The following is a 20,264-nucleotide window of genomic DNA, read 5'->3' as shown; positions in this document are numbered from 1 at the left end:
TTTTTCATGGACAAGCGGAAATGATGTTTTCTGGAGACACGCAATGAATCTTCGCTGGATACTCATGCCTCTGTTGGCCGCAACGGTCGCAGCCTGTGCGCCGATTGGCAGCCACCAGGGGGATAACGGCAGCCAGCCCCGCCAGGATACGATGCTTGAGCCGATAACGGTGCGGGTGAGCGGTCTGGGGACCTATGAGGATGTTGCGGCCGACCGTTCGGATACCCGCAAACGCCTGATGGCCCGGCGAGCGTCCCAGCTGGATGCCTACCGCAATCTCGTGGAACGCGTATACGGTACCGTCGTATACGGCAGTTCCACCGTGAACGATTTTGTCTTGCGCAATGATATGTTCAGAACCTACGTCGACAGTTACATACGCGGCGCGAAGCTGGTTGCCGTGAACGAGCACAGCGATGGCGTGTTCGAGACCGTGATGGAACTGAAACTTGAGCCCCGTTTCCGGGCCTGTGTCGCCGAGGTGGCTGATGATCAGGTGCAGGACCTCTGCCCGATCCCCATGCCGCAGGAGAATGACAGCGTGGGCGATGTGCAGAGCAAGGGCGTGGATTCCCTGTATTACCTTGATTGATCGAGAGTGCTGAATGCTATGAAACGCTTGCTGTCACTGGCTGTATTCGGGATTCTCGCCCTTGTTCTGGTCTCGGGTGCCCACGCTGTTGTTCTTGAAGGTGTTGGTCACGCCAATATCCACAACGGAAATCTGGAAGCCGCCCGGGCCGAAGCCCGCAAGGCGGCGATCCGGGACCTCTCGCTCCAGCATGAGGCCAGGGTAAGCACGCACGACACAATGAAAAATGGCGTTATCACCGAATCCCGGATGGATCTGGCCTCAAGCGCCAGAGCCCGAAACGTGCGGATAATCGATGAGTACCAGAGTGGTAACCTGTTACGGGTGACTGTTCGTGGAGATATCAGCGAGAGTCGCAGTCAGTGTGGCGCGGGCGATGCCGGCCGGCTGAAAAAGCGGGTCGCGGTGACCGGCTTCCCGATGCTGTATCCGGACCTGGCCAGGGTAGGGCGAATTGACGATGCCGGCGAGATCTTGCCGCAACAGCTGCAACAGCGTTTGGTGGCTCAGGGTGGATTGCAGGTATTCGGGGCGACCACATCGCGGATGTTTACCGATCTGCTGAATGCGCCCACGGTTCAACAGGGGGATAACCGGTTGAGCAACGTTCTCGAGCTGGCCCGGGAAATGGGCGTTCAGTTCGTCGTGACCGGGGTTATTCGGGATCTGGGTGTGGCAGACCCGTCGGCCTGGGGCACTTCTGTGCTGGACAGGATGCAACGGGGCATTGGCGTGGTGGATCAACGCCGTCGGTTCGCGGCTGATCTGATTATATTTGACGGATTCAGCGGTGCGCCTGTCTACCGGCAGAGGTTTGCGACAGCAGCCCAGTGGGATGCTGGTCCGGGAAGTTCTGCCGGATTTGGTTCAGCGGGCTTCCAGAAGACCGCCTATGGACAGGCAGTGAACGGTTTAATTGGGGAAATGGCGGCCGCCGTGACCGAGGCGTTGGCGTGTCAGCCCTTTATTACCCGGATTGCGCGGGTGGACGGCCACGGGGTGACGCTGGAATCGGGGGCTACCGCCGGGCTCAGGCCGGGCGACGAGTTGAAGCTTTACCGGAGCAAGCGCTATCTGGATGCCCCGGAGGATTCTCCGGAGCTGCATGACACAGAGGTCTCCGTCACTCTTGATAGCGTTCAGCCCCACTTCAGTCGCGGGACCATGCCGCAACTCGGCGGCATCGTGAATATCCAGAGGGATGATATCGCGATTATCTGGTAAGGCGGGTAGGTATCAGTTGCTGGCGCCGGCCGCCTCGGCAGCCGCAATATCCCGGATTTTCCCGACCATGGCCCGAAGGCCGTTGCCCCGGGTCGGCGAAATATGGCGGAACAGGTCCAGTTGCTCGAACAACTCATCGATGTCGGTTGCCAGCAGATCCCTCGGGGTTTTGCCGTTCAGGGCAACCAGAATGATGGCGGCCAGCCCGCGTACAATCATGGCGTCTGAATCAATCAAGAGGTAAAGCCGGCCGCTGTCTTCGTCGAAGTGGTGGATCAGCCAGACCTGGCTCTGGCAGCCGTGAACATAGTTTTCCTCAACCCGGGATTCCTCCGGGAAGGCAGGAAGCTGTTTGCCCAGATCGATGATGAAAGCGTAGCGCTCTTCCCAGTCGTCCAGAAGCTCGAAGCCATCCAGAACGTCTTCCAGGGTGGTGTCTTTGCCAAGGGGGTTATTCAGAAAGTCCTGTTCACTGGCAGTCATTTACAGCATTCCCAGTTCGAGTTTGGCTTCGTCGGTGAGCATGTCGTTGCTCCAGGGCGGATCGAAAGTCAGCTCAACGGTGACTTTGTCCACGTTGGGCACGTGCTCGAGCTTGGTTTTCACATCCTCGGTAATCACCGGGCCCATGCCGCAACCGGCGGCCGTCAGCGTCATCAGGACGTAGACGTGGTTGCCGTCTTCGGTGCCATTTTCAATCTTGCACTCGTAAATCAAGCCAAGATCCACCACGTTTACCGGAATTTCCGGATCGTAGCAGTTTCGCATGGCTTCCCAGACCTGGTTTTCGTTGACGGTGCCGTCTTCGGGAGTTTCGAAGCTGCTTTCCAGGGGTTTCTTGCCGAGGGCATCTGCGTTGTGGCCTTCAATCCGGGCAAGATTGCCGTTCACTGCGACCGTGAAAGTGCCACCCAGTGACTGTGTGATGGTCACAAAGGTGTCCGACGGAATCATGATTTCGGTTCCGGCAGGAACAAGGCGGGCTTCCACCTCGCGTTTGGTCAGGACCACTTCCCTTTCTTGCATGCCTGTTCTGGCCTCGCTTTTCTTAAATCTCTGGTGTCGGATTACGCTAGGCTAATCCGACCTACACGTTCAGTGAGGGATTACGCTACGGTAAAGCTCTCGCCGCAGCCGCATTCCGCGGTGGCGTTCGGATTGCGGAACTGGAACATGGAGTTCACGCCCTCGGTGACAAAATCAATTTCGATGCCGTTCACCAGAGGCAGGTGCTCCTCTTTCACGAAGACATCGACACCATCGATGTGAAACACCTTGTCGTCAGCCGAGGCCTCTTCCACCCACTGGGTTTCGTATTTGAAGCCGGAACAGCCACTCTTCTTGATGGCCAGCCGGATGCCCTTGGCTTCCGGCTTTTTCTCCAGCTGTTTGCGCACGTGTTTAACGGCGCTCGGCGTCATGGTGACGGCAACGGTCGGGGTGAAGACTTCGGCTGTCATGATTCCACCTCCATCAGGCAAACAGACGCTGGACTTTCTGCAGGGCGGTAAACAATGTATCCACCTCGTCCAGTGTATTGTAGAACGCGAATGAGGCCCGGGCTGTACCGGGAACTCCATAGAAATCCATCAGCGGCATGGCGCAATGGTGGCCGGTGCGGATCGCAATGCCCTGCTGATCCAGCAGCGTGCCTATATCACTGGGGTGCAAGCCGGCAATTTTAAAGGACATGACCGGCACTTTCTGTTTGGCGGTGCCGATGATCTCCATGCCGGGCACGGTTTCCACCAGCTGGTTGGCTCGCTCCAGCAGGGCGGCCTCGGCCGCTTCCATGCCAGCACGGTCCAGACCGTTCAGGTAGTCGATGGCTGCGCCCAAGCCCACCGCCTCGGCAATGGCCGGCGTGCCGGCCTCGAATTTGTAGGGCAGGGTGTTCCAGGTAGTCCGCTCGAAGGACACCCGCTCAATCATCTCGCCGCCGCCCTGGTAGGGCGGTATTTCCTCCAGCAACTGGGCCTTGCCGTAAAGCACGCCAATACCGGTGGGGCCAAACAGCTTGTGCGACGAGAACACGTAAAAGTCGCAGCCCAGTGCCTGCACATCCGGCTGGTAATGGGGTACTGCCTGGGCGCCGTCCACCAGGGTAATAATGCCGTGCGCTTTTGCCTGTTCAATCAGGGCTGCCACGGGGTTTACGGTGCCAAGCACGTTGGAAACATGGGTGATTGCCAGTACCCGGGTTTTTTCATTGAGCAGGCTGGTGAAGGATTCGAGATCCAGCTCGCCGTCCGGGGTTACCTGAACAGGAACCACTTTTGCACCTGTGCGCTCGGCAATCATCTGCCAGGGCACAATGTTGGCGTGGTGCTCCATGTGGCTCACCAGAATCTCGTCTCCGGCCTTCAGGCGAGGAGCCAGGCCGTTGGCAACGAGGTTGATGGCCTCGGTGGTACCACGGGTCCAGATGATCTCCCGGGTGCTTTCCGCATTCAGAAAACTGCGAACCGTCTCACGGGCACCTTCGAAAGCAGCGGTCGCCCGGTCTCCGAGCGTGTGGGCGCCACGATGGACGTTGGAGTGCATCTCACGGTAATACCGATCCATGGCGTTCAGCACGGCCTCAGGCTTCTGGGCCGAGGCACCATTATCCAGATACACCAGGGGCTTGCCGTTCACCTGCTGAGACAGGATCGGGAAATCCCGGCGAACGGCGTCCACATCAAAGGTGGTGCGCTTGGCTGTGCTTGCCACGGACAGATCGGTCATAACCGCTTACGCCTCCTGGAATGTCTGTTCGAAGAAGTGGTTCAGCCGGCCCTGGACCGTTTCCCGCACTGCTTCAACCGGAATCTGCTCCACCAGCTCATTAATGAAGGCCATGGTGAGCAGAACGTTCGCCTCACGCCGTCCGATGCCTCGTGAAACCAGGTAGAACAGAGAGGTCTCATCCAGCTGGCCGATGGTTGCGCCATGGGCACACTTTACGTCGTCGGCGTAGATTTCGAGTTCCGGCTTGGTATCGATTTCTGCCCCGTTGGACAGCAGCAGGTTCTTGTTGTTCATATCCGCATTGGACTTCTGGGCGTCCTGATGGATATGAATCCGGCCATTGAAAACCGCATGTGACTGGTCGGCTGCAATATTGCGATAGGTTTCCTCGCTGTTGCAGTGGGCAGCCACGTGCTCAATGGTGGTGTGGTTGTCGTAATGCTGTTTTCCCTGGGTAACAACCACGCCGTTAAGCTTGCACTCGGCGCCTTCGCCTTCCAGCCGAACCTGCAGATCGTGCCGGCGCAGCGGGCCGCCAAAACCGACCGTGTGGCTCTCGAACCGGGAGCTGCGTTGCTGCAGGACACCGGTAGAGCCAATGTGCTGGACATTCTCGCCTTCCATGTTGAGGCGAATGCTGGTGATGTTGGCGCCCTCTGCGACGTTGAACTCGGTAACGGTGTTAACCATGACCGGGGCCGAGCCGCTGGAGATATATTCCTCTACGAGCGTAATCTGGCTGTGACGGCCGGCGTCTACGAAAATACGCGGGAAGGCCGAACCGCTGGCCTCAGCTGTGACTTCGTGAACGATGAACAGCGGCTGGTCGAGCACAGCGTCCGGCTTCAGGCGAATCAGCAGACCGTCTTCAAAACGGGCGGAGTTCAGCCGCGCCATCTGGACGGCTTTGTTGTCCAGGGTGCTGTCCAGACGGTCCGCCAGATCACTGGCCTCCTCGTCGCTCAGATCACCGAAACTCTGGATGCTGATGCCGTCCAGGTCCGGGTATTCACAGGCCTCAGGCATCATCACGCCATTGAGAAACGCGACCTTGTAACCGGGAACTGCCAGACTGCTGCCGGTCTTGCCTTCCGCCGGCAGCGAAATAGCCATCTCGTCAGTCAGCTTCAGGTACTTGCTGGAGTACTTCCAGTTTTCGGTTTTTCGGGTCGGCAACGGCATGTCGACCAAGGCGGTACCCCGTTGCTTGCGCAGGGCGAGCAGCGGCTCCGGCAGTGCCTGACCGGCCGGATGCAGGAACGCGGTGGAAAGCGTGGGTGCTGGTTTCATTCCGCGACCTCCTTAATTGGCTGAACTGTCGGCAGTTTCTTCATCCTTGATGCCCAGCCAGCCGTAGCCGCGTTCTTCCAGCTCCAGGGCCAGCTCGCGGCCACCGGATTTGATGATCTTGCCGCCGGCCAGCACGTGCACGTAATCCGGCACGATGTGGTTCAGCAGACGCTGGTAGTGGGTCACCATCAGGATGGCGCGGTCTTCAGCGCGCAGAGCGTTTACGCCGTCAGAAACAACCTTCAGGGCGTCGATATCAAGGCCAGAATCGGTCTCGTCGAGAATTGCCAGCTTCGGCTGCAGCAGCAGAGCCTGAAGGATCTCGTTACGCTTCTTCTCGCCACCGGAGAAGCCTTCGTTGACACCCCGCTTGAGGAATGAGGGATCCAGATCCACCTGTTTGGAAATCTCTTTGGCGAGCTTCATGAACTCGGCCGCGTTCATCTCGTCCTGGCCCTTGTGCTGACGCATGGCGTTCACGGCGGTACGCAGGAACTGCAGGTTGCTTACCCCGGGGATTTCCACCGGGTACTGGAATGCCAGAAAGATGCCTTCACGGGCGCGCTCTTCGGTTTCAAGTTCAAGCAGGTTTTCACCGTTCAGGCTGATCTCACCCTCGGTGACTTCAAATGCCTCGTTGCCTGCAAGCACCTGCGACAGGGTACTCTTGCCAGAACCGTTCGGGCCCATGATGGCGTGAACTTCCCCGGCCTTGATTTCCAGGTTGATGCCCTTGAGGATTTCTTTGCCCTCAACGGATGCGTGCAGGTTCTTGATGCTCAGCATTTGTGGCTTCTCTCTCGTTTAACCGTTGAATTCTGATGTTCACCCTGGCCGACGGCTTCCGCTATGCTTTTGCGTTTGCCGTCCTGTTAACCAGCGGAGCCCTTAACCGACGGACCCTTCGAGGCTGACCTCGAGCAGCTTGCCGGCCTCGACCGCGAACTCCATGGGCAGCTCTTTGAACACTTCCTTACAGAAGCCGTTCACAATCATGGACACCGCCTGCTCCGGGTCGATGCCGCGCTGGCGGCAAAGGAACATCTGCTCGTCGCTCACCTTCGAAGTGGTCGCCTCGTGCTCGACGATGGCCGACTTGTTCTTGCTCTCGATGTACGGGAAGGTGTGCGCGCCGCAGCGGTCGCCGATCAGCAGCGAATCGCACTGGGTGAAGTTACGCGCGCCTTCCGCGCCGGGACCGAATTTAACCAGGCCACGGTAGGCGTTGGAGCTCTTCCCGGCGGAAATCCCCTTGGAGATGATCGTGCTGGAGGTGTTCTTGCCCAGGTGAATCATCTTGGTGCCGGTGTCGGCCTGCTGGAAGTTGTTGGTCAGGGCCACGGAGTAGAACTCGCCAACACTGTTCTCGCCACGCAGGACGCAGCTGGGGTACTTCCAGGTAACCGCGGAGCCGGTTTCAACCTGGGTCCAGGAAATCTTGGAATTCTTGCCAATGGCAGCGCCACGCTTGGTAACGAAGTTGAAGATGCCGCCTTTGCCTTCTTCGTCGCCCGGGTACCAGTTCTGTACGGTTGAGTACTTGATCTGGGCATCGTCCAGGGCCACCAGCTCGACAACTGCCGCGTGCAGCTGGTTTTCATCCCGCATGGGCGCGGTGCAGCCTTCAAGGTAGCTCACGTAGCTGCCTTCGTCGGCGATGATCAGGGTGCGCTCGAACTGGCCGGTGTTGGCCGCGTTGATGCGGAAGTAGGTGGACAGCTCCATGGGGCAGCGAACGCCTTTGGGCACGTAAACAAAGGTGCCGTCAGAGAAGACCGCTGAGTTGAGTCCGGCGAAGAAGTTGTCGCCATGGGGGACAACCGAACCGAGGTATTTCTGCACCAGTTCCGGGTAATCGCGAATCGCCTCGGAAATGGAGCAGAAAATCACACCGGCCTTGGCCAGCGGTTCCTTGAAGGTGGTTGCCACGGAGACGGAATCGAACACCGCGTCAACCGCCACGCCCGCGAGCTTTTCGCGCTCGTGCAGGGGGATGCCCAGCTTCTCGTAGGTTTTCAGCAGCTCCGGATCCACTTCATCCAGGCTCTGGGGCATGTCTTCCTTGCGCTTGGGCGCGGAATAGTAGGAAATCGAGTTGTAATCGATTTTCGGGTAGCCCACGTGGGCCCAGTCCGGCTCTTCCATCTCGAGCCAGCGACGGTAGGCTTTCAGACGCCACTCCAGCATCCACTCCGGCTCTTTCTTGATGCCGGACAGGCGGGCGATAACGTCTTCATTCAGTCCGGGCTCGAACGTGTCGGATTCGATGTCTGTTACGAATCCGTGCTCGTATTCCCGTTTGATCAGCTCGTTCACCTCTTGGTCGGTGGTCGCCATGATCGTCGCTCCGTATTCTCTCATCGCGGGCTTTCGCCCTTGGTGTCGCCGGCAGCCTCAAGGATGGGTTGCCGATCGGATATCATCAGTTTGTGTGTTGCAGTGGTCGCTCGTCCTGTGAGTACGCCCTGCAATCGCTTTTTGGATGACGGATTGCCCAGGCTGTCGCCGGTAACTGAGCAAAAAAGCAGCCTGGATCCATCGCTTCTGGCGAGCGATTATACAATACCAGAGTAAAATAGTCAGGTATTAATTTGTGCGTGGGGTGATTATACCTTAATCGGCCTATGGGGCACTAAGGGGGTGGTAATGAGGCTGATAGCCTGGTTCTTGTAGGACTGAGAATTCTGATGTGGGCGCCAGGCTGGACTGCCTCCCAAAACACGCCGTGAACCCATCCCTGGGGGCTCGGCATTGCCATCCATGGCAATGCACGGTTTTGGGAGGCAGTCCCGCCTGGCGCCTCAGACTAATTGCTAGTCGCCGGTAGCCAGGATTCTGGTGAGGTAGCTGTGCTCCAGAGTCTCTGGAAGATCAGTCGGTTTCGGAATACGAACGATATGCCCGCTGCCAGGCGCATAGTCCATGGCCTGGCCGTTTCGGTTTTCCATGAAACTGGCCGAGAACCGGATGTTGCCGGCCGGGCTGATCAGTTCGAGGTGATCGCCGGGGGCGAATTTGTTTTTCACGTCGATGGTCAGCCATTGGTCGTCGGTGTCGGTGATGGTGCCGACCACCTGCTGGGTGCCAAGGAATGATGAGCCCTGTTCGTAGGTCTGGTACTCGCGGGGCATGTGGCGGCGGAGGAAGCCTTCGGTATAGCCGCGGTTGGAGAGGGCTTCCAGTTCGTCCATCAGGTTCATGTCGAAGGGCTTGCCCTGCATGGCTTCGTCGATAGCGCGGCGGTAGACCTGGGTGGTGCGGGCCACGTAGTAGGTGCTTTTCGTTCGCCCTTCGATTTTCAGGGAGTGGACGCCCATCTTTGCCAGTTCGGCGACGTGCTGAACGGCTCTCAAATCCTTTGAGTTCATGATGTAGGTGCCGTGCTCGTCCTCATAGGCGGGTATGAAGCCGCCCGGCCGGTTGGGCTCTTCCAGCAGGATTTCTTTTGGTGCCACTTCCTGTGCTTCGCCGCTGCCGCAGGTGGCGATCAGGTCGCCGGTCTGGTCGTGGCCGTGCTGTACCTGCTTGTAGTTCCAGCGGCAGGCGTTGGTGCAGGCGCCCTGGTTGGCGTCCCGGTGATTCATGTAACCCGAGAGCAGACAGCGGCCCGAATAGGCCATGCACAGGGCGCCATGCACGAAGACTTCCAGCTCCATGTCCGGCACCCGGTCGCGGATCTCGCGAATCTCATTCAGTGCCAGTTCCCGGGAGAGGATGACCCGGCTGATGCCCTGTCGGCGCCAGAATTCTACGGTAGCCCAGTTTACCGCGTTGGCCTGTACCGAGAGATGGATGGGCTGGTCTGGCCATTTTTCCCGCACCAGCATGATCAGGCCGGGATCCGACATGATCAGGGCATCGGGTTTTTGCTCCAGTACCGGTTCCAGATCCCTGAGGTAGGAGCGTACCTTGTCGTTGTGAGGTGCTATGTTGGAAACAAGGTAGAACTGTTTGCCCAGTTCGTGGGCCCGTTCAATGCCGGCGCCGAGGGCTGCAACGTCTTTGAAACTGTTGTTTCTTACTCTCAGCGAGTAGCGGGGCTGGCCGGCGTAGACCGCGTCGGCGCCGTAGGCAAAGGCCGTTTCCAGGTGTTCGGGGGTGCCCGCGGGGGCGAGCAGTTCCGGGGTGTTCATAGTGGCTCCGGGGGATTCTGAAAGCGGGGCATTTTGCCGTATGCGGTCGGATGTTCCCTTGATCCTGCTCAAAGGTCGTATTGATTGTTTTCGGCTAACATGTGTACGCTCACGGTTCCGGTATTTCGAGCCGATGCGTTGCAAAGGAGGAGTTCCAGATGGCATCAAAGCCTCTGACGCCAGAGGTGGCGCGGGCTTCGCTGAGTGTCAGGGTCAGTTCCTTGATCAGTGTTCAGCTTGCTCGTGGCAAGGTTGGTGTGGAAGTCGTGGCGTCGCAGCTGCATATGAGCCGTTACACGCTGCACAAGAAACTGAAGCGTGAAGGGCTGACATTCGCACGTCTGCTTGAAGATGTTAGGCGTCGGCAGGCGCTCACTTATATGCAGGATAGGACCAAGCCGCTGGTGGAAATTGCCGAGCAGCTCGGGTTTTCGGAGTTGAGTGCATTCAGCCGGGCTTTCAAGCGCTGGATGGGGACATCCCCGGCTGAATACCGTTCTGTCAGGCTTTCCTGATCAGGCTCAGACTTTCTTGAACACCAGTGTGGCGTTGGTACCGCCAAAGCCGAAGCTGTTGCTCATCACCAGGTCGAGGTTCTGGTTGTCCATGCGCTCACGGACAATCGGATAACCTTCTGCGCCTTCGTCGAGGGTCTGGATGTTGGCTGACGGCGCGATGAAACCTTCACGCTGCATGATCAGGCTGTAAATGGCTTCGTGCACGCCGGCGGCACCCAGGGCGTGACCACACAGGGGCTTGGTGGAACTCAGCGGCGGAATCTTGTCGCCAAACGTCTCTTTCAGCGCTTTCAGCTCGGTTACATCACCGGCCGGTGTGCTGGTGCCGTGGGTATTGATGTAGCTGATCTCGCCATCCAGGTTTTTCATGGCCTGCTTCATGCACCGCACTGCGCCTTCGCCACTCGGGGCGACCATATCCGCGCCGTCTGAGGTGGCGCCAAAGCCGACCAGTTCCGCCAGGATATTTGCGCCACGGGCCTCGGCGTGTTCCAGGGCCTCAAGTGCCAGCACGCCGCCGCCACCAGAGATGACAAAGCCATCCCGGTTTGCGTCATAGGTGCGTGAAGCCAGTTCCGGCGTGTCGTTGTATTTCGTCGACAGGGCACCCATGGCATCGAACAGCAGGCTCAGGGTCCAATGGATATCCTCACCGCCGCCGGCAAACATCACATCCTGACGCCCGAGCGCAATCAGGTCGGCGGCATGGCCAATGGAATGCGCGCTGGTGGCGCAGGCAGAGGTAATGCCGTAGTTGATGCCGCGAATACCAAAACCGGTTGCCAGTGACGCGTTGATGGCACTTCCCATGGTGCGCGGCACGCGATAAGGGCCGACACGGCGGATGCCGCGGTCGCGATGTGTATCGATGGAATCCAGCAGCTCAACCGTCGACGCTCCACCCTGGCCGAAGATAATGCCGGTGGTATCGGCCTTGATGTGTTCGTCGGTCAGCCCGGCCTGTTCGATAGCCTCGCGCATGGCCAGATAGGTATAGCCGGAAGCCGGGCACATGAAGCGCCACAGTTTACGGTCAATCAATTCCGGCAGGTTCAGGTTGATCTGGCCGCAGATGTGGCTGCGCAGACCGTTATCCCGGGCTTCTTCGCTGAAGCCTATGCCGGAACGGGATTCCTTGAGGGACTGGGCGACTTCCTTCTGGTTGGTACCAAGGCTGGAAACGATGCCCATACCGGTGATTACAACACGACGCATCCTGTTAACTCCTAAAAATCATCGGTCGAAGTGAACATGCCAACCCGCAGGTCTTTGGCTGTGTAGATTTCCCGGCCGTCTACTTCCATCCGGCCATCAGCGATTGCCATGGTCAGCTTGCGCCTGATCACACGCTTCAGATCCAGGTGGTAAGTGACCTTCTTGGCTGTGGGCAACACCTGGCCGGTAAATTTCACTTCACCGGCGCCCAATGCGCGCCCCTTGCCTTCGCCGCCACCCCAGGCCAGGAAGAAGCCAACCAGCTGCCACATGGCATCCAGGCCAAGACAACCGGGCATTACGGGATCATCAACGAAGTGTACCTTGAAAAACCACAGGTCCGGATTGATGTCGAGCTCCGCTACCAGGCTGCCCTTGCCGTAGAGGCCGTCGTCGTCTGCGATATGCGTGACGCGGTCGAACATCAGCATCTCGTTGATGGGCAGACGCATGGAGCCAGGGAAGAGCTCGCCATGGCCGCATTTGATCAGGTCTTCTTTATCAAAATGATCCGGGTTCATAGTGCCAGTGTCTCTGTTACAAAATGATTTCCTCATACTTTAGCTCGAATTTCACGAGGAGCTATTGACCTTTAGTGGATGATTGCCCGTTTGAAATTCCCGCCTTCCTTCTGTTCCCACCCGTTTGATGGTCATCAAGGTGGATGCACGTGCCCGCGAATACAATCATCCAGAGTCCGTTTTGCGAAATCCGGAGAGTCGAAACCGGCAAGGAGGACATCGTATGTCCGGGTATGAGGAAACCATCGAAGGCAAGATCCGGCGCAAGGGTGACCGGGTCATGGTATGTCTGGAAAGAGAGACCGGGCATTTGCCGGAACGCGTCTGGGAAATGCTCACCGACTCGGTGTGTCTGGCAGAGTGGTTGGCTCCTGGCACACTCGACGCCCGGCCGGGCGGTCGGGTTCAGCTTGATTTCGGTAACAGCGGTATGCCGATCGATTGCCGCGTGACGGATTGCCAGCCCAATCGTCGCCTGGCCTATTCCTGGAGTTCCGGCGATTCCGCCGAGCGGCCGTTGGTATGGGAGCTTGAGCCCATCGACGAGGGAACCCGTCTGTCGCTGACATTACTGCTGCCCGATGATGAACTGGTGCCCATTGCGTGCGCGGGCTGGGATGCGCACCTTGAAATGCTACTGGCGGCCCTGGAAGGGATCAGTATCCACTTCCCGGCGAGCCGGTTTCGCCAGGCGAGGGCAAGGTTCGAGTCGCTGGTCAGGCAGGAGTTAGCCGCCTGACCAGCCAGCGGTTTCAGCCTTCGCGGCCATCCGGTCTGGGGCTGGCCAGGATGCCGGTGTAGCGGTAAAGGAACATACCGAAAGCAAACAGCCAGAGCAGGGTGCTGCTGCCAATGCCGGGGTGCCATGGGATAATTTCGAAGGCCGTGAGCACACGTACCAGCGCGGCCAGATGAATCGCGACGAACGCAAGCACCATCCCCCTTGGTAACACCAGCGGTCTGCCGCTGTGGCCGAGTGCCACTCGGGCAATAACTCCCAGAATCAGACATGCGACCGCTCCGGTTCCGGCAGCGTGACTCCACGCGTTGGACGGCCAGCCAGCGAACAATGTGCCTGCCAGCAGGAACAGGGCGACCGGCACCCACAATATGGACAGGTGCAGAATCCAGAGTAGGGGTTCCCGGCGCACAAGCCAGCCTTTCCAGCCAGCCAGACGCACCAGCATCAGCGTACCGGACAGCAGCGCCAGCGCACCGGTAACGGTTTCCCAGCCGGTGACAAGGGAAGCCATCAGCAGAATAAGGCTGAAAATCGTTGCCATATCGAGGGCGGGAATTGTTTTCACCACGTTGCCGTCGAAGCCGCGCTGGCGCAACCAACCGCTGGAAAATGCCGGCGTGATGCGCCCTCCGATGATGCTGATCAGTGCCATGGCCATGATCAGGGCGCCGTAACTGAAGGTCATGTCCAGACGTGTAACGAACCCGATCTGCATCAGCCAGAGCAGGCCGAGCACCACCATGATCATCAACTGTCTTTTTTGCCGGGCGTGCCAGATTCGCCAGCCGGCATCCACCATAACCAGAGGCAGGAAAGCGAGGTTCACGCCCTGTACCAGCCAGTACGGCAGGTCTGCTCCGGTTGCCAACAACAGACGGCCGGCCAGCCAGACGCCCCAAAGCAGCACTAACCTGAATCCGTGGGTACGCTCGGTCTGGGTCCATACGCAGACGGCGGTCAGCAGGAACCCAGCGATTGCTGCCGACAGGAACCCGAACAGCATTTCGTGTTGGTGCCAGAATAATCCTGGCATCGCCAGAGGCAGGCTGATAACTCCGTTTACCTGCATTACCCAGAGGGGGATGGCGGCGAGAGCCAGAACGGTCATGGACAGAAAGAAGATCCGGAATGGATAGGAAAATAACTGACCGACGCTGGCAGACGCCCGATCAGGGGAAGTCGGAATGGCCCGCATAGATGTCTCCCATATACATGTATTTTGTGTATATGTTAAACCCTGCCGACTTTGTTAACCATACCTGCTTGGAGGTAGATTGCGTACAATAGGCGCAACCCATTCAATTACAAGGGAACTTCCATGACGTCGTACATGATCCTGAAGCACCTGCACATGACCACTGCGTACCTGACTATCACGCTGTTTGCCCTGCGGCTGCTGCTGGACGCGGTCGGTCGGCCTGGCTGGCGCCAGACCCCGCTGCGGTTTATTCCCCACATCAACGACACGATTCTGTTGGTGGCGGCCATTTCCCTGGTTTTTGTCGCCGGCTACGCCTCGGCCATGCCCGGATGGCTGATTGCCAAGATCGTGTTGCTGTTCGGCTACATCATTGCCGGCGTATTCGCTCTGAAGACCACCCTGGGCAAGCCCGTTCGAATTTCAGCCGCCGTACTTGCCCTGGTACAGGTGAGCGCCATTCTGCATCTGGCGATGACCAAGCCATTCTGAGTCAGCGTTTTTCGCTGACCTGCTTTGTCAGTTCCGCCAGCTGAACCTGCACTGCCTGGAGCTGGCGGGCAATTTCGTCCCGCTCATCGTGAGCCTTCTGGGCCTGCTTGGCGTTCTGCTCCTCGCCCATAACTTCCAGGATCGCCCCGATCATCATGTTCAGGAACACAAACGCTGTGAGGAAAATGAAGGTGAGGTAGAAAATCCAGCTAAGCGGGTATTGCTCCATGGTGGCGTACATCACGTCCGTCCAGTCCTCGAAGGTGGCCACCCGGAACAGCGTCAGCATGGCTATGGCCACGTCGCCCCACAGTTCCTCGTCCACGCTGGCGAAAAACATGGAACCCATGGCCGCGTATATGTAGAAGATGATGAACATCAGCAGGGCGATATAGCCCATGCGCGGGATCGCTTTTAACAGCGAGTTGATCAGGAACCTGAGTTCGGGCACCACCGACACGAGGCGCAACACCCGGAACACCCTCAGCAGGCGCCCCAGCAACACCGCTTCGGAATTATCGAGCGGAATCAGGCTACCGATGACCACCAGGGTGTCGAACAGGTTCCAGCCGTCGAACAGAAAGCGTTTTTTGTTGGCACACACACCGAAACGGAACAGGATTTCCACCAGGAAGAAGAGGGTGATGGCGTTGTCCATCACGATGAGCGACTTCTCCACCAGGGGCGGCAGATCATAGGTTTTGGCGCCAATGGTCAGCGCCGACAAAATGATGATGGTAATGACGGCGCCCTGGAAAACCTTGCTGGATTCAATACGGCGGAGTCTCTCGAAACCGGAGGCGGGGCTTAATTGGGACGACATGGCAGACGGCGGCTCCAGATAGTTCGGGGAAGGGCCGAATTCTAAAGGGCCTTGAATAAATTGGATAGACTAGGCCTGATTAACCTGCTGCAAGATGATCTGCCATTCCCGTTCGCTCACCGGCATGACGGAAAGCCGGTTACCTTTGCGCACCAGAGGCAGGTTTTCGAGCCCGGCCATGGATTTCAGCTCATCCAGCGGGATTAGCTTTGGCAGCGTGCGGACGTACTTCATGTCTACAGCCTGCCAGCGAGGCTTTTCCTTCGTGCTCTTGGCATCGTGGTAGGGCGATTCCGGGTCAAACTGGGTGGGGTCGGGATAGGCGCTGCGAACAACCATGACGATACCGGCAATTCCGATGTGTTTGCAGCTGGAGTGGTACAGGAAGACTTCGTCGCCTTCTGCCATGCGGGTCAGAAAGTTGCGGGCCTGGTAGTTGCGCACGCCGTCCCACGGGATAATCCCGTTTGGCGCCTTGGCGAAATCCTCGATGCCGCATTCCGCGGGCTCTGATTTAACCAGCCACTTGGCCATTGAGTCCTCCCATCACTGAATTCGCCTGAATTATAAGCCAAAAAAAGCCCCCGGAGAGGGGGCACAGAGGCGCAGGGTCATGCCCGGTCAGGGCTTTTTGCGGTTAAGCGGATAAAACAGCTGTGGCGAGGCCAGTTCCGGGAGGTCGGTTCTTTCCTCGTTTGCGGCCCACTCCACACGCTCGGCAGAGCGGATTGCGTAGTGCATCCAAGCCAGGGCAGCTGCCACGATCACGAACATCAGCATAAAGCAGCTCTGCCAGATGCCTGTAAGGTCGTTCAGGACGCCGAAGGTCAGTGGCAGGATGAACCCTCCAAGCCCGCCAATCATGCCAACCACGCCGCCTACAGCGCCGACGTGCATGGGGTAGTAGACCGGAATGTGCTTGTACACGGCTGCCTTGCCGAGGGACATGAAGAATCCGAGGATAAAGATCAGTGCCACGAACATGGGCAGGTTCATGGCCAGCGTAAAGCGGATATCGCCATCAATGCCCTGGACCACGTAATCGGTGGGCGGGTAGCTCAGCAGAAACGTGCACAGAACCGAGGCGCCGAAGGTCCAGTACATGACCCGGCGGGCGCCGAAACGGTCTGACATCCAGCCGCCCAGAATCCGGAACAGGGAAGCCGGGATGGTGTAAAGCGCGGCAATGATGCCCGCGGTCTTGATGTCCAGGCCGTATACGCCAATCAGGAAGTGCGGCAGCCAAAGTGCCAAAGCCACAAAGGCGCCGAACACGAAGAAATAATACAGGGCAAAACGCCAGACTCTCAGTTCCCGCAGGGGTTCCATCTGCTCAAGGAAGGTCTTGGACTTGCTGCCGGCCCGCTCTGCGGCCAGGGGATCTTCCTTGGCCAACAGGATGAAGGCAACGCCCATGATTGCCAGTACAGTGGCATAGATCTGTGCCGTGCTTTCCCAGCCGAATGCCACCAGCAGGAAGGGCGCGCCAAAGTTGGTTACTGCCGCCCCCACGTTGCCCGCTCCGAAAATGCCCAGCGCTGTGCCCTGGTGCTCCGGTTCAAACCAGGCCGCCGTGTAGGCCACCCCCACGATAAAAGCCCCGCCTGCCAGGCCCACACCCAGGGCACCGATCAACAGCATGAGGTAGGTCGTAGCGAAGGTGAGCAGATACACGCAGGCGGCGGTGGTCAGCATCAGAATGCCGAATACCCAGCGACCGCCATACCGGTCTGTCCATATGCCGAGGAATAGCCGGCTTACCGAGCCGGTCAGAATTGGCGTCGCCATCAGCAGACCCAACTGGGTATCCGAGAGCCCGAGATCTTCGCTTATGCGAATCCCGATGATGGAAAAAATGGTCCAGACCGCAAAGCACAGAGTGAAAGCGAACGTGGATAAACCCAGCGCGCGGTATTGCTCGGGTTTTGACGGGCTAGTGGCCATGTTCCCCCTCCTTTCTCATCTCCATCGAGAGCTGTCTGAAAGCGTCTCTGAAACCATACCAAAAACAGGGTTTTTTCATGCGGGGCATTAGAGGTACCTCCTGCTGGGTGCAGTGGTGGTAGGCAATCCGGGGCTTTTCGGGCAAAGGGGATAGGCCCTTGATTTCTCTCGTGGGGTACGCGTTGAAAGGGTTGATATACGTCAATTATGGGCGCCACCAGAGTGTGGGCTAATGCTGACAGATATCAATGGATGCCTTTTGAAATCGCCTTTGAGAGGGGGGCAAAACGCCCTCGGGAGAACCCAGAAATGAAAATCATGATTGCCTATGACGGATCGCGAAATGCCAGGCTGGCACTGGCTCAGACCATCACCATGTTTCGCGATCTCAAACCTGTAATCACCCTGGTTGCAGTTGCCGAGAATCCCCGGGACATCACCTCCGGAAACGAAGACCTGTTCCAAGAGGAAGTATCAGAGCTCAAAAAGCACCTGGCCGAGGCCATGGAGTTATGTGATCAGGAACAGATTTCAGCCGAGAACATGCTTCTGGAGGGCGACCCCAGAAAAATGCTGCTGTTCGCCGCGGAAAAGAAGGTCCACCCGGACATGCTGGTTATCGCTCGCCACAGCCATGAGCCCGACGGTGGCTTCATCGCCCGCTCGCTGACCTATTTCGTGGATGAACTGGATTACATGACCTTCGGCAGCGTGAGCTCATTCCTTGCCCGCCGCATCCAGTGCCCGCTTCTTATTCTGCCCAGCCGTTGAGTCTGGCCAGCAACCGTTTCTGAATCTGAAAGCCCAGGGAGGCTGACATGAAAGTCGCAGACGTTTTCCACGTCAAGAATCCGGAAGTCAGGGCACTGCACCTGACCTGGATTGCATTCTTTATTACCTTCTACGTGTGGTTCAACATGGCGCCGCTGGCATCGAGCATGCTCAAAAGCGTCAATTGGCTGACCGCCGATGACCTTCGCCTGTTTGCCATCTGCAACGTGGCATTAACCATTCCTGCCCGGATCATCGTGGGCATGGCCCTGGACCGTTTTGGTCCCCGTCGGGTGTTTTCCGTTCTGATGGTCCTGATGTCCATCCCGGCTCTGGTGTTTGCCTTTGGTAATACCATGACGCAACTGCTGGTCAGCCGTCTGGTACTCAGCTCTATCGGTGCCAGCTTCGTGGTCGGTATCCACATGACCGCCATGTGGTTCAAGCCCAAAGACATCGGTTTTGCCGAGGGCTTCTATGCCGGTTGGGGCAACTTCGGTTCTGCCGCTGCGGCCATTACCCTGCCAACCATCGCGCTGCACATGTATGGCGGTGAGGACGGCTGGCGCTGGGCCATCGCCCAGAGTGCAATCGTTATGGCGGCCTATGGCGTGTATTACTGGTTTGCGATTACCGACGGCCCGGCCGGCACAGTCCACCGCAAGCCCCGCAAGGCCGTAGCGCTGGAAGTCAGCAGCTGGGGCGACATGATCAAGCTGATCCTCTGGACCATTCCCCTGGTGGGTGTTCTCGGCATTCTGGTATGGCGCATCGAGAACATGGGCTACCTGAGCGCCACTGGAGCGGCCATCTGCTACGCGGTTATTGTGGCCATCGTGACCTACCAGATTATCCAGATCCTGCGGGTGAACGTGCCGATCCTGAAAAAGGGCGTGCCCGAAGATGACAAGTACCCGTTCAACAGCGTTGCCGCCCTGAACAGCACCTACTTCGCCAACTTTGGTGCCGAGCTGGCGGTAGTCTCCATGCTGCCGATGTTCTTCGAGGAAACCTGGAGCCTGAGCGCGACCGCTGCCGGCCTTATCGCTGCCTCCTTTGCCTTCGTGAACCTGGTGGCGCGCCCCATGGGTGGCCTGGTATCAGATCGAATGGGTAACCGCCGGTTCGTGATGCTCAGCTACATGTTCGGCATCTCCGTCGGCTTCGCACTCATGGGCCTGATGAACTCCAACTGGCCGCTGATCATTGCCGTGGGCATTACTGTATTCACCTCCTTCTTCGTGCAGGGTGCAGAAGGCGCCACCTTCGGCATTATCCCCTCCATCAAGCGGCGTCTAACCGGCCAGATTTCCGGCATGGCGGGCGCCTATGGCAACGTGGGTGCGGTGGTTTACCTGACTATCTTCACCTTCGTAACCCCGACCCAGTTCTTCTACATCATTGCCGGCGGTGCGTTTATAAGCTGGTTGCTGTGCATGATGTGGCTGAAAGAGCCGGAAAGCGGGTTCTCCGAGGAATACCACGTGTCTTCTGTGGATCTGCAAATCGAGGAAGAGGAGCGTCGCCGTCAGGCTGCCGCTACCAGCTAATCCGTAGCTGTCAAAGAGAAAGCCGCCGAGGCATTGCCCGGCGGCTTTTTTGCGTTTGCTTGAGCCGTCCCCAATAAGGTTCACGCCCGTCGATCAGAAGTGATCGTAGCCGAACTTCATGTATGTAATTCCAGGGCTCAGCACCAAACGCCAGGCCAGTTCTATATCGTCGCTGCACTCCCAGTCATAAGCTCTTACTGTATCCGTCAGGCAGTCCAGCCAGAGATCGTAGAGGTGGGGCTTGATACTCAGGTGGCGGGCACTGTGCAGGCAGGCAATCCGGTGGAGGACATCGTCCACGTTGCCGCTGGCGTAAAAGGCTACCAGGCTGAAAAAGGATTTCTTCAGCATGCTCCGCTGAACCGCCATATCGGTATTGCGAAACAGTGCTCGCACCTCCGGCGAGGCCATCAGGAACCGGCGGTAGAAAGCTTCAAAGAAGTCCGGGAAGCCGGGGCGGGGCTGAAGCACGCGTTCATAGCTTGCATCGAAGAGCTCTTCGAAGGACATGGCTGGCTCCC

22 protein-coding genes are annotated in these 20,264 nt (G+C 58.2%); 7 read left to right on the top strand and 15 right to left on the bottom strand.

What is annotated here, in order from left to right:
- Positions 1-43 precede the first annotated feature (43 nt).
- Together SIC15_RS16775 and SIC15_RS16770 are read left to right on the top strand one after the other, a co-directional pair.
- Positions 44-592, top strand: a complete 549-nt coding sequence (locus tag SIC15_RS16775; protein WP_412536495.1) for an LPP20 family lipoprotein — start codon at positions 44-46, stop codon at positions 590-592.
- Between the two features lie 18 nt (positions 593-610).
- Positions 611-1,816 (top strand): flagellar assembly protein T N-terminal domain-containing protein, encoded by a 1,206-nt coding sequence (locus SIC15_RS16770; RefSeq protein WP_412536494.1) that lies wholly within the window; start codon positions 611-613, stop codon positions 1,814-1,816.
- Between the two features lie 12 nt (positions 1,817-1,828).
- On the opposite strand, the gene SIC15_RS16765 is transcribed toward SIC15_RS16770, so the two are convergent.
- From SIC15_RS16765 to yegQ, 8 genes are all read right to left on the bottom strand, one after another.
- Complete coding sequence (locus SIC15_RS16765) at positions 1,829-2,299, bottom strand: SufE family protein (protein WP_069181843.1); 471 nt, start codon at positions 2,297-2,299, stop codon at positions 1,829-1,831.
- Positions 2,300-2,842 (bottom strand): putative Fe-S cluster assembly protein SufT, encoded by a 543-nt coding sequence (sufT, locus tag SIC15_RS16760; RefSeq protein ID WP_209400182.1) that lies wholly within the window; start codon positions 2,840-2,842, stop codon positions 2,300-2,302.
- Positions 2,843-2,922: 80 nt separating this feature from the next.
- Entirely contained in the window at positions 2,923-3,276 is a 354-nt protein-coding gene (locus SIC15_RS16755) for a HesB/IscA family protein (RefSeq protein WP_136631294.1), read from the bottom strand.
- A gap of 13 nt (positions 3,277-3,289) precedes the next feature.
- Positions 3,290-4,543, bottom strand: coding sequence for an aminotransferase class V-fold PLP-dependent enzyme (locus tag SIC15_RS16750; protein WP_412536493.1), 1,254 nt, complete (start codon positions 4,541-4,543; stop codon positions 3,290-3,292).
- Between the two features lie 6 nt (positions 4,544-4,549).
- A complete protein-coding gene (gene sufD, locus SIC15_RS16745; RefSeq protein ID WP_412536492.1) occupies positions 4,550-5,836 on the bottom strand; it encodes a Fe-S cluster assembly protein SufD in 1,287 nt (428 codons plus the stop codon).
- A 12-nt stretch (positions 5,837-5,848) separates the two neighbouring features.
- Positions 5,849-6,622, bottom strand: coding sequence for a Fe-S cluster assembly ATPase SufC (sufC, locus tag SIC15_RS16740; protein ID WP_069181838.1), 774 nt, complete (start codon positions 6,620-6,622; stop codon positions 5,849-5,851).
- A gap of 102 nt (positions 6,623-6,724) precedes the next feature.
- Positions 6,725-8,173, bottom strand: coding sequence for a Fe-S cluster assembly protein SufB (gene sufB / locus SIC15_RS16735; RefSeq protein ID WP_069181837.1), 1,449 nt, complete (start codon positions 8,171-8,173; stop codon positions 6,725-6,727).
- A 476-nt stretch (positions 8,174-8,649) separates the two neighbouring features.
- Positions 8,650-9,969, bottom strand: a complete 1,320-nt coding sequence (yegQ, locus tag SIC15_RS16730; protein WP_412536491.1) for a tRNA 5-hydroxyuridine modification protein YegQ — start codon at positions 9,967-9,969, stop codon at positions 8,650-8,652.
- 158 nt (positions 9,970-10,127) lie between these two features.
- Between yegQ and SIC15_RS16725 the strand changes: the two genes are divergently transcribed.
- Entirely contained in the window at positions 10,128-10,484 is a 357-nt protein-coding gene (locus SIC15_RS16725) for a helix-turn-helix transcriptional regulator (RefSeq protein ID WP_014578227.1), read from the top strand.
- A gap of 6 nt (positions 10,485-10,490) precedes the next feature.
- Here the strand turns inward: SIC15_RS16725 and fabB are convergent, their stop codons facing one another.
- The gene (fabB, locus tag SIC15_RS16720) at positions 10,491-11,702 is read right to left on the bottom strand and encodes a beta-ketoacyl-ACP synthase I (protein ID WP_069181835.1); all 1,212 of its coding nucleotides are present in this window, start codon (positions 11,700-11,702) and stop codon (positions 10,491-10,493) included.
- Between the two features lie 11 nt (positions 11,703-11,713).
- The gene (gene fabA, locus SIC15_RS16715) at positions 11,714-12,223 is read right to left on the bottom strand and encodes a bifunctional 3-hydroxydecanoyl-ACP dehydratase/trans-2-decenoyl-ACP isomerase (protein ID WP_069181834.1); all 510 of its coding nucleotides are present in this window, start codon (positions 12,221-12,223) and stop codon (positions 11,714-11,716) included.
- 223 nt (positions 12,224-12,446) lie between these two features.
- On the opposite strand from fabA, the gene SIC15_RS16710 reads away from it, so the two are divergent.
- On the top strand, positions 12,447-12,962 hold the full coding sequence (locus SIC15_RS16710) for an SRPBCC family protein (protein ID WP_305965769.1): 516 nt from the start codon (positions 12,447-12,449) through the stop codon (positions 12,960-12,962).
- Positions 12,963-12,975: 13 nt separating this feature from the next.
- Here SIC15_RS16710 and SIC15_RS16705 read toward each other — a convergent pair whose 3' ends face one another.
- Entirely contained in the window at positions 12,976-14,160 is a 1,185-nt protein-coding gene (locus SIC15_RS16705; RefSeq protein ID WP_291908420.1) for an NnrS family protein, read from the bottom strand.
- 123 nt (positions 14,161-14,283) lie between these two features.
- On the opposite strand from SIC15_RS16705, the gene SIC15_RS16700 reads away from it, so the two are divergent.
- Positions 14,284-14,655, top strand: coding sequence for a SirB2 family protein (locus SIC15_RS16700; protein ID WP_104321597.1), 372 nt, complete (start codon positions 14,284-14,286; stop codon positions 14,653-14,655).
- Between the two features lies 1 nt (position 14,656).
- Here the strand turns inward: SIC15_RS16700 and SIC15_RS16695 are convergent, their stop codons facing one another.
- The 3 genes from SIC15_RS16695 to SIC15_RS16685 form a co-directional block, all read right to left on the bottom strand.
- Complete coding sequence (locus SIC15_RS16695) at positions 14,657-15,478, bottom strand: ion transporter (RefSeq protein WP_069181831.1); 822 nt, start codon at positions 15,476-15,478, stop codon at positions 14,657-14,659.
- 69 nt (positions 15,479-15,547) lie between these two features.
- Positions 15,548-16,012, bottom strand: coding sequence for an EVE domain-containing protein (locus SIC15_RS16690; RefSeq protein WP_412536490.1), 465 nt, complete (start codon positions 16,010-16,012; stop codon positions 15,548-15,550).
- Between the two features lie 87 nt (positions 16,013-16,099).
- On the bottom strand, positions 16,100-17,422 hold the full coding sequence (locus SIC15_RS16685) for an MFS transporter (RefSeq protein WP_069181829.1): 1,323 nt from the start codon (positions 17,420-17,422) through the stop codon (positions 16,100-16,102).
- 309 nt (positions 17,423-17,731) lie between these two features.
- Between SIC15_RS16685 and SIC15_RS16680 the strand changes: the two genes are divergently transcribed.
- A complete protein-coding gene (locus tag SIC15_RS16680; RefSeq protein WP_069181828.1) occupies positions 17,732-18,193 on the top strand; it encodes a universal stress protein in 462 nt (153 codons plus the stop codon).
- A gap of 47 nt (positions 18,194-18,240) precedes the next feature.
- The gene (locus tag SIC15_RS16675) at positions 18,241-19,743 is read left to right on the top strand and encodes an MFS transporter (RefSeq protein WP_412536489.1); all 1,503 of its coding nucleotides are present in this window, start codon (positions 18,241-18,243) and stop codon (positions 19,741-19,743) included.
- 93 nt (positions 19,744-19,836) lie between these two features.
- On the opposite strand, the gene SIC15_RS16670 is transcribed toward SIC15_RS16675, so the two are convergent.
- The gene (locus SIC15_RS16670; RefSeq protein ID WP_136631284.1) at positions 19,837-20,253 is read right to left on the bottom strand and encodes a globin; all 417 of its coding nucleotides are present in this window, start codon (positions 20,251-20,253) and stop codon (positions 19,837-19,839) included.
- Positions 20,254-20,264: the final 11 nt, after the last annotated feature.

The sequence above is a fragment of the Marinobacter sp. MIT932201 genome, assembly GCF_047123295.1.
Taxonomy (GTDB): domain Bacteria; phylum Pseudomonadota; class Gammaproteobacteria; order Pseudomonadales; family Oleiphilaceae; genus Marinobacter; species Marinobacter salsuginis.
Note: the sequence above shows the minus strand (reverse complement) of the source record. Positions and strands in the feature narration are given on the sequence as shown.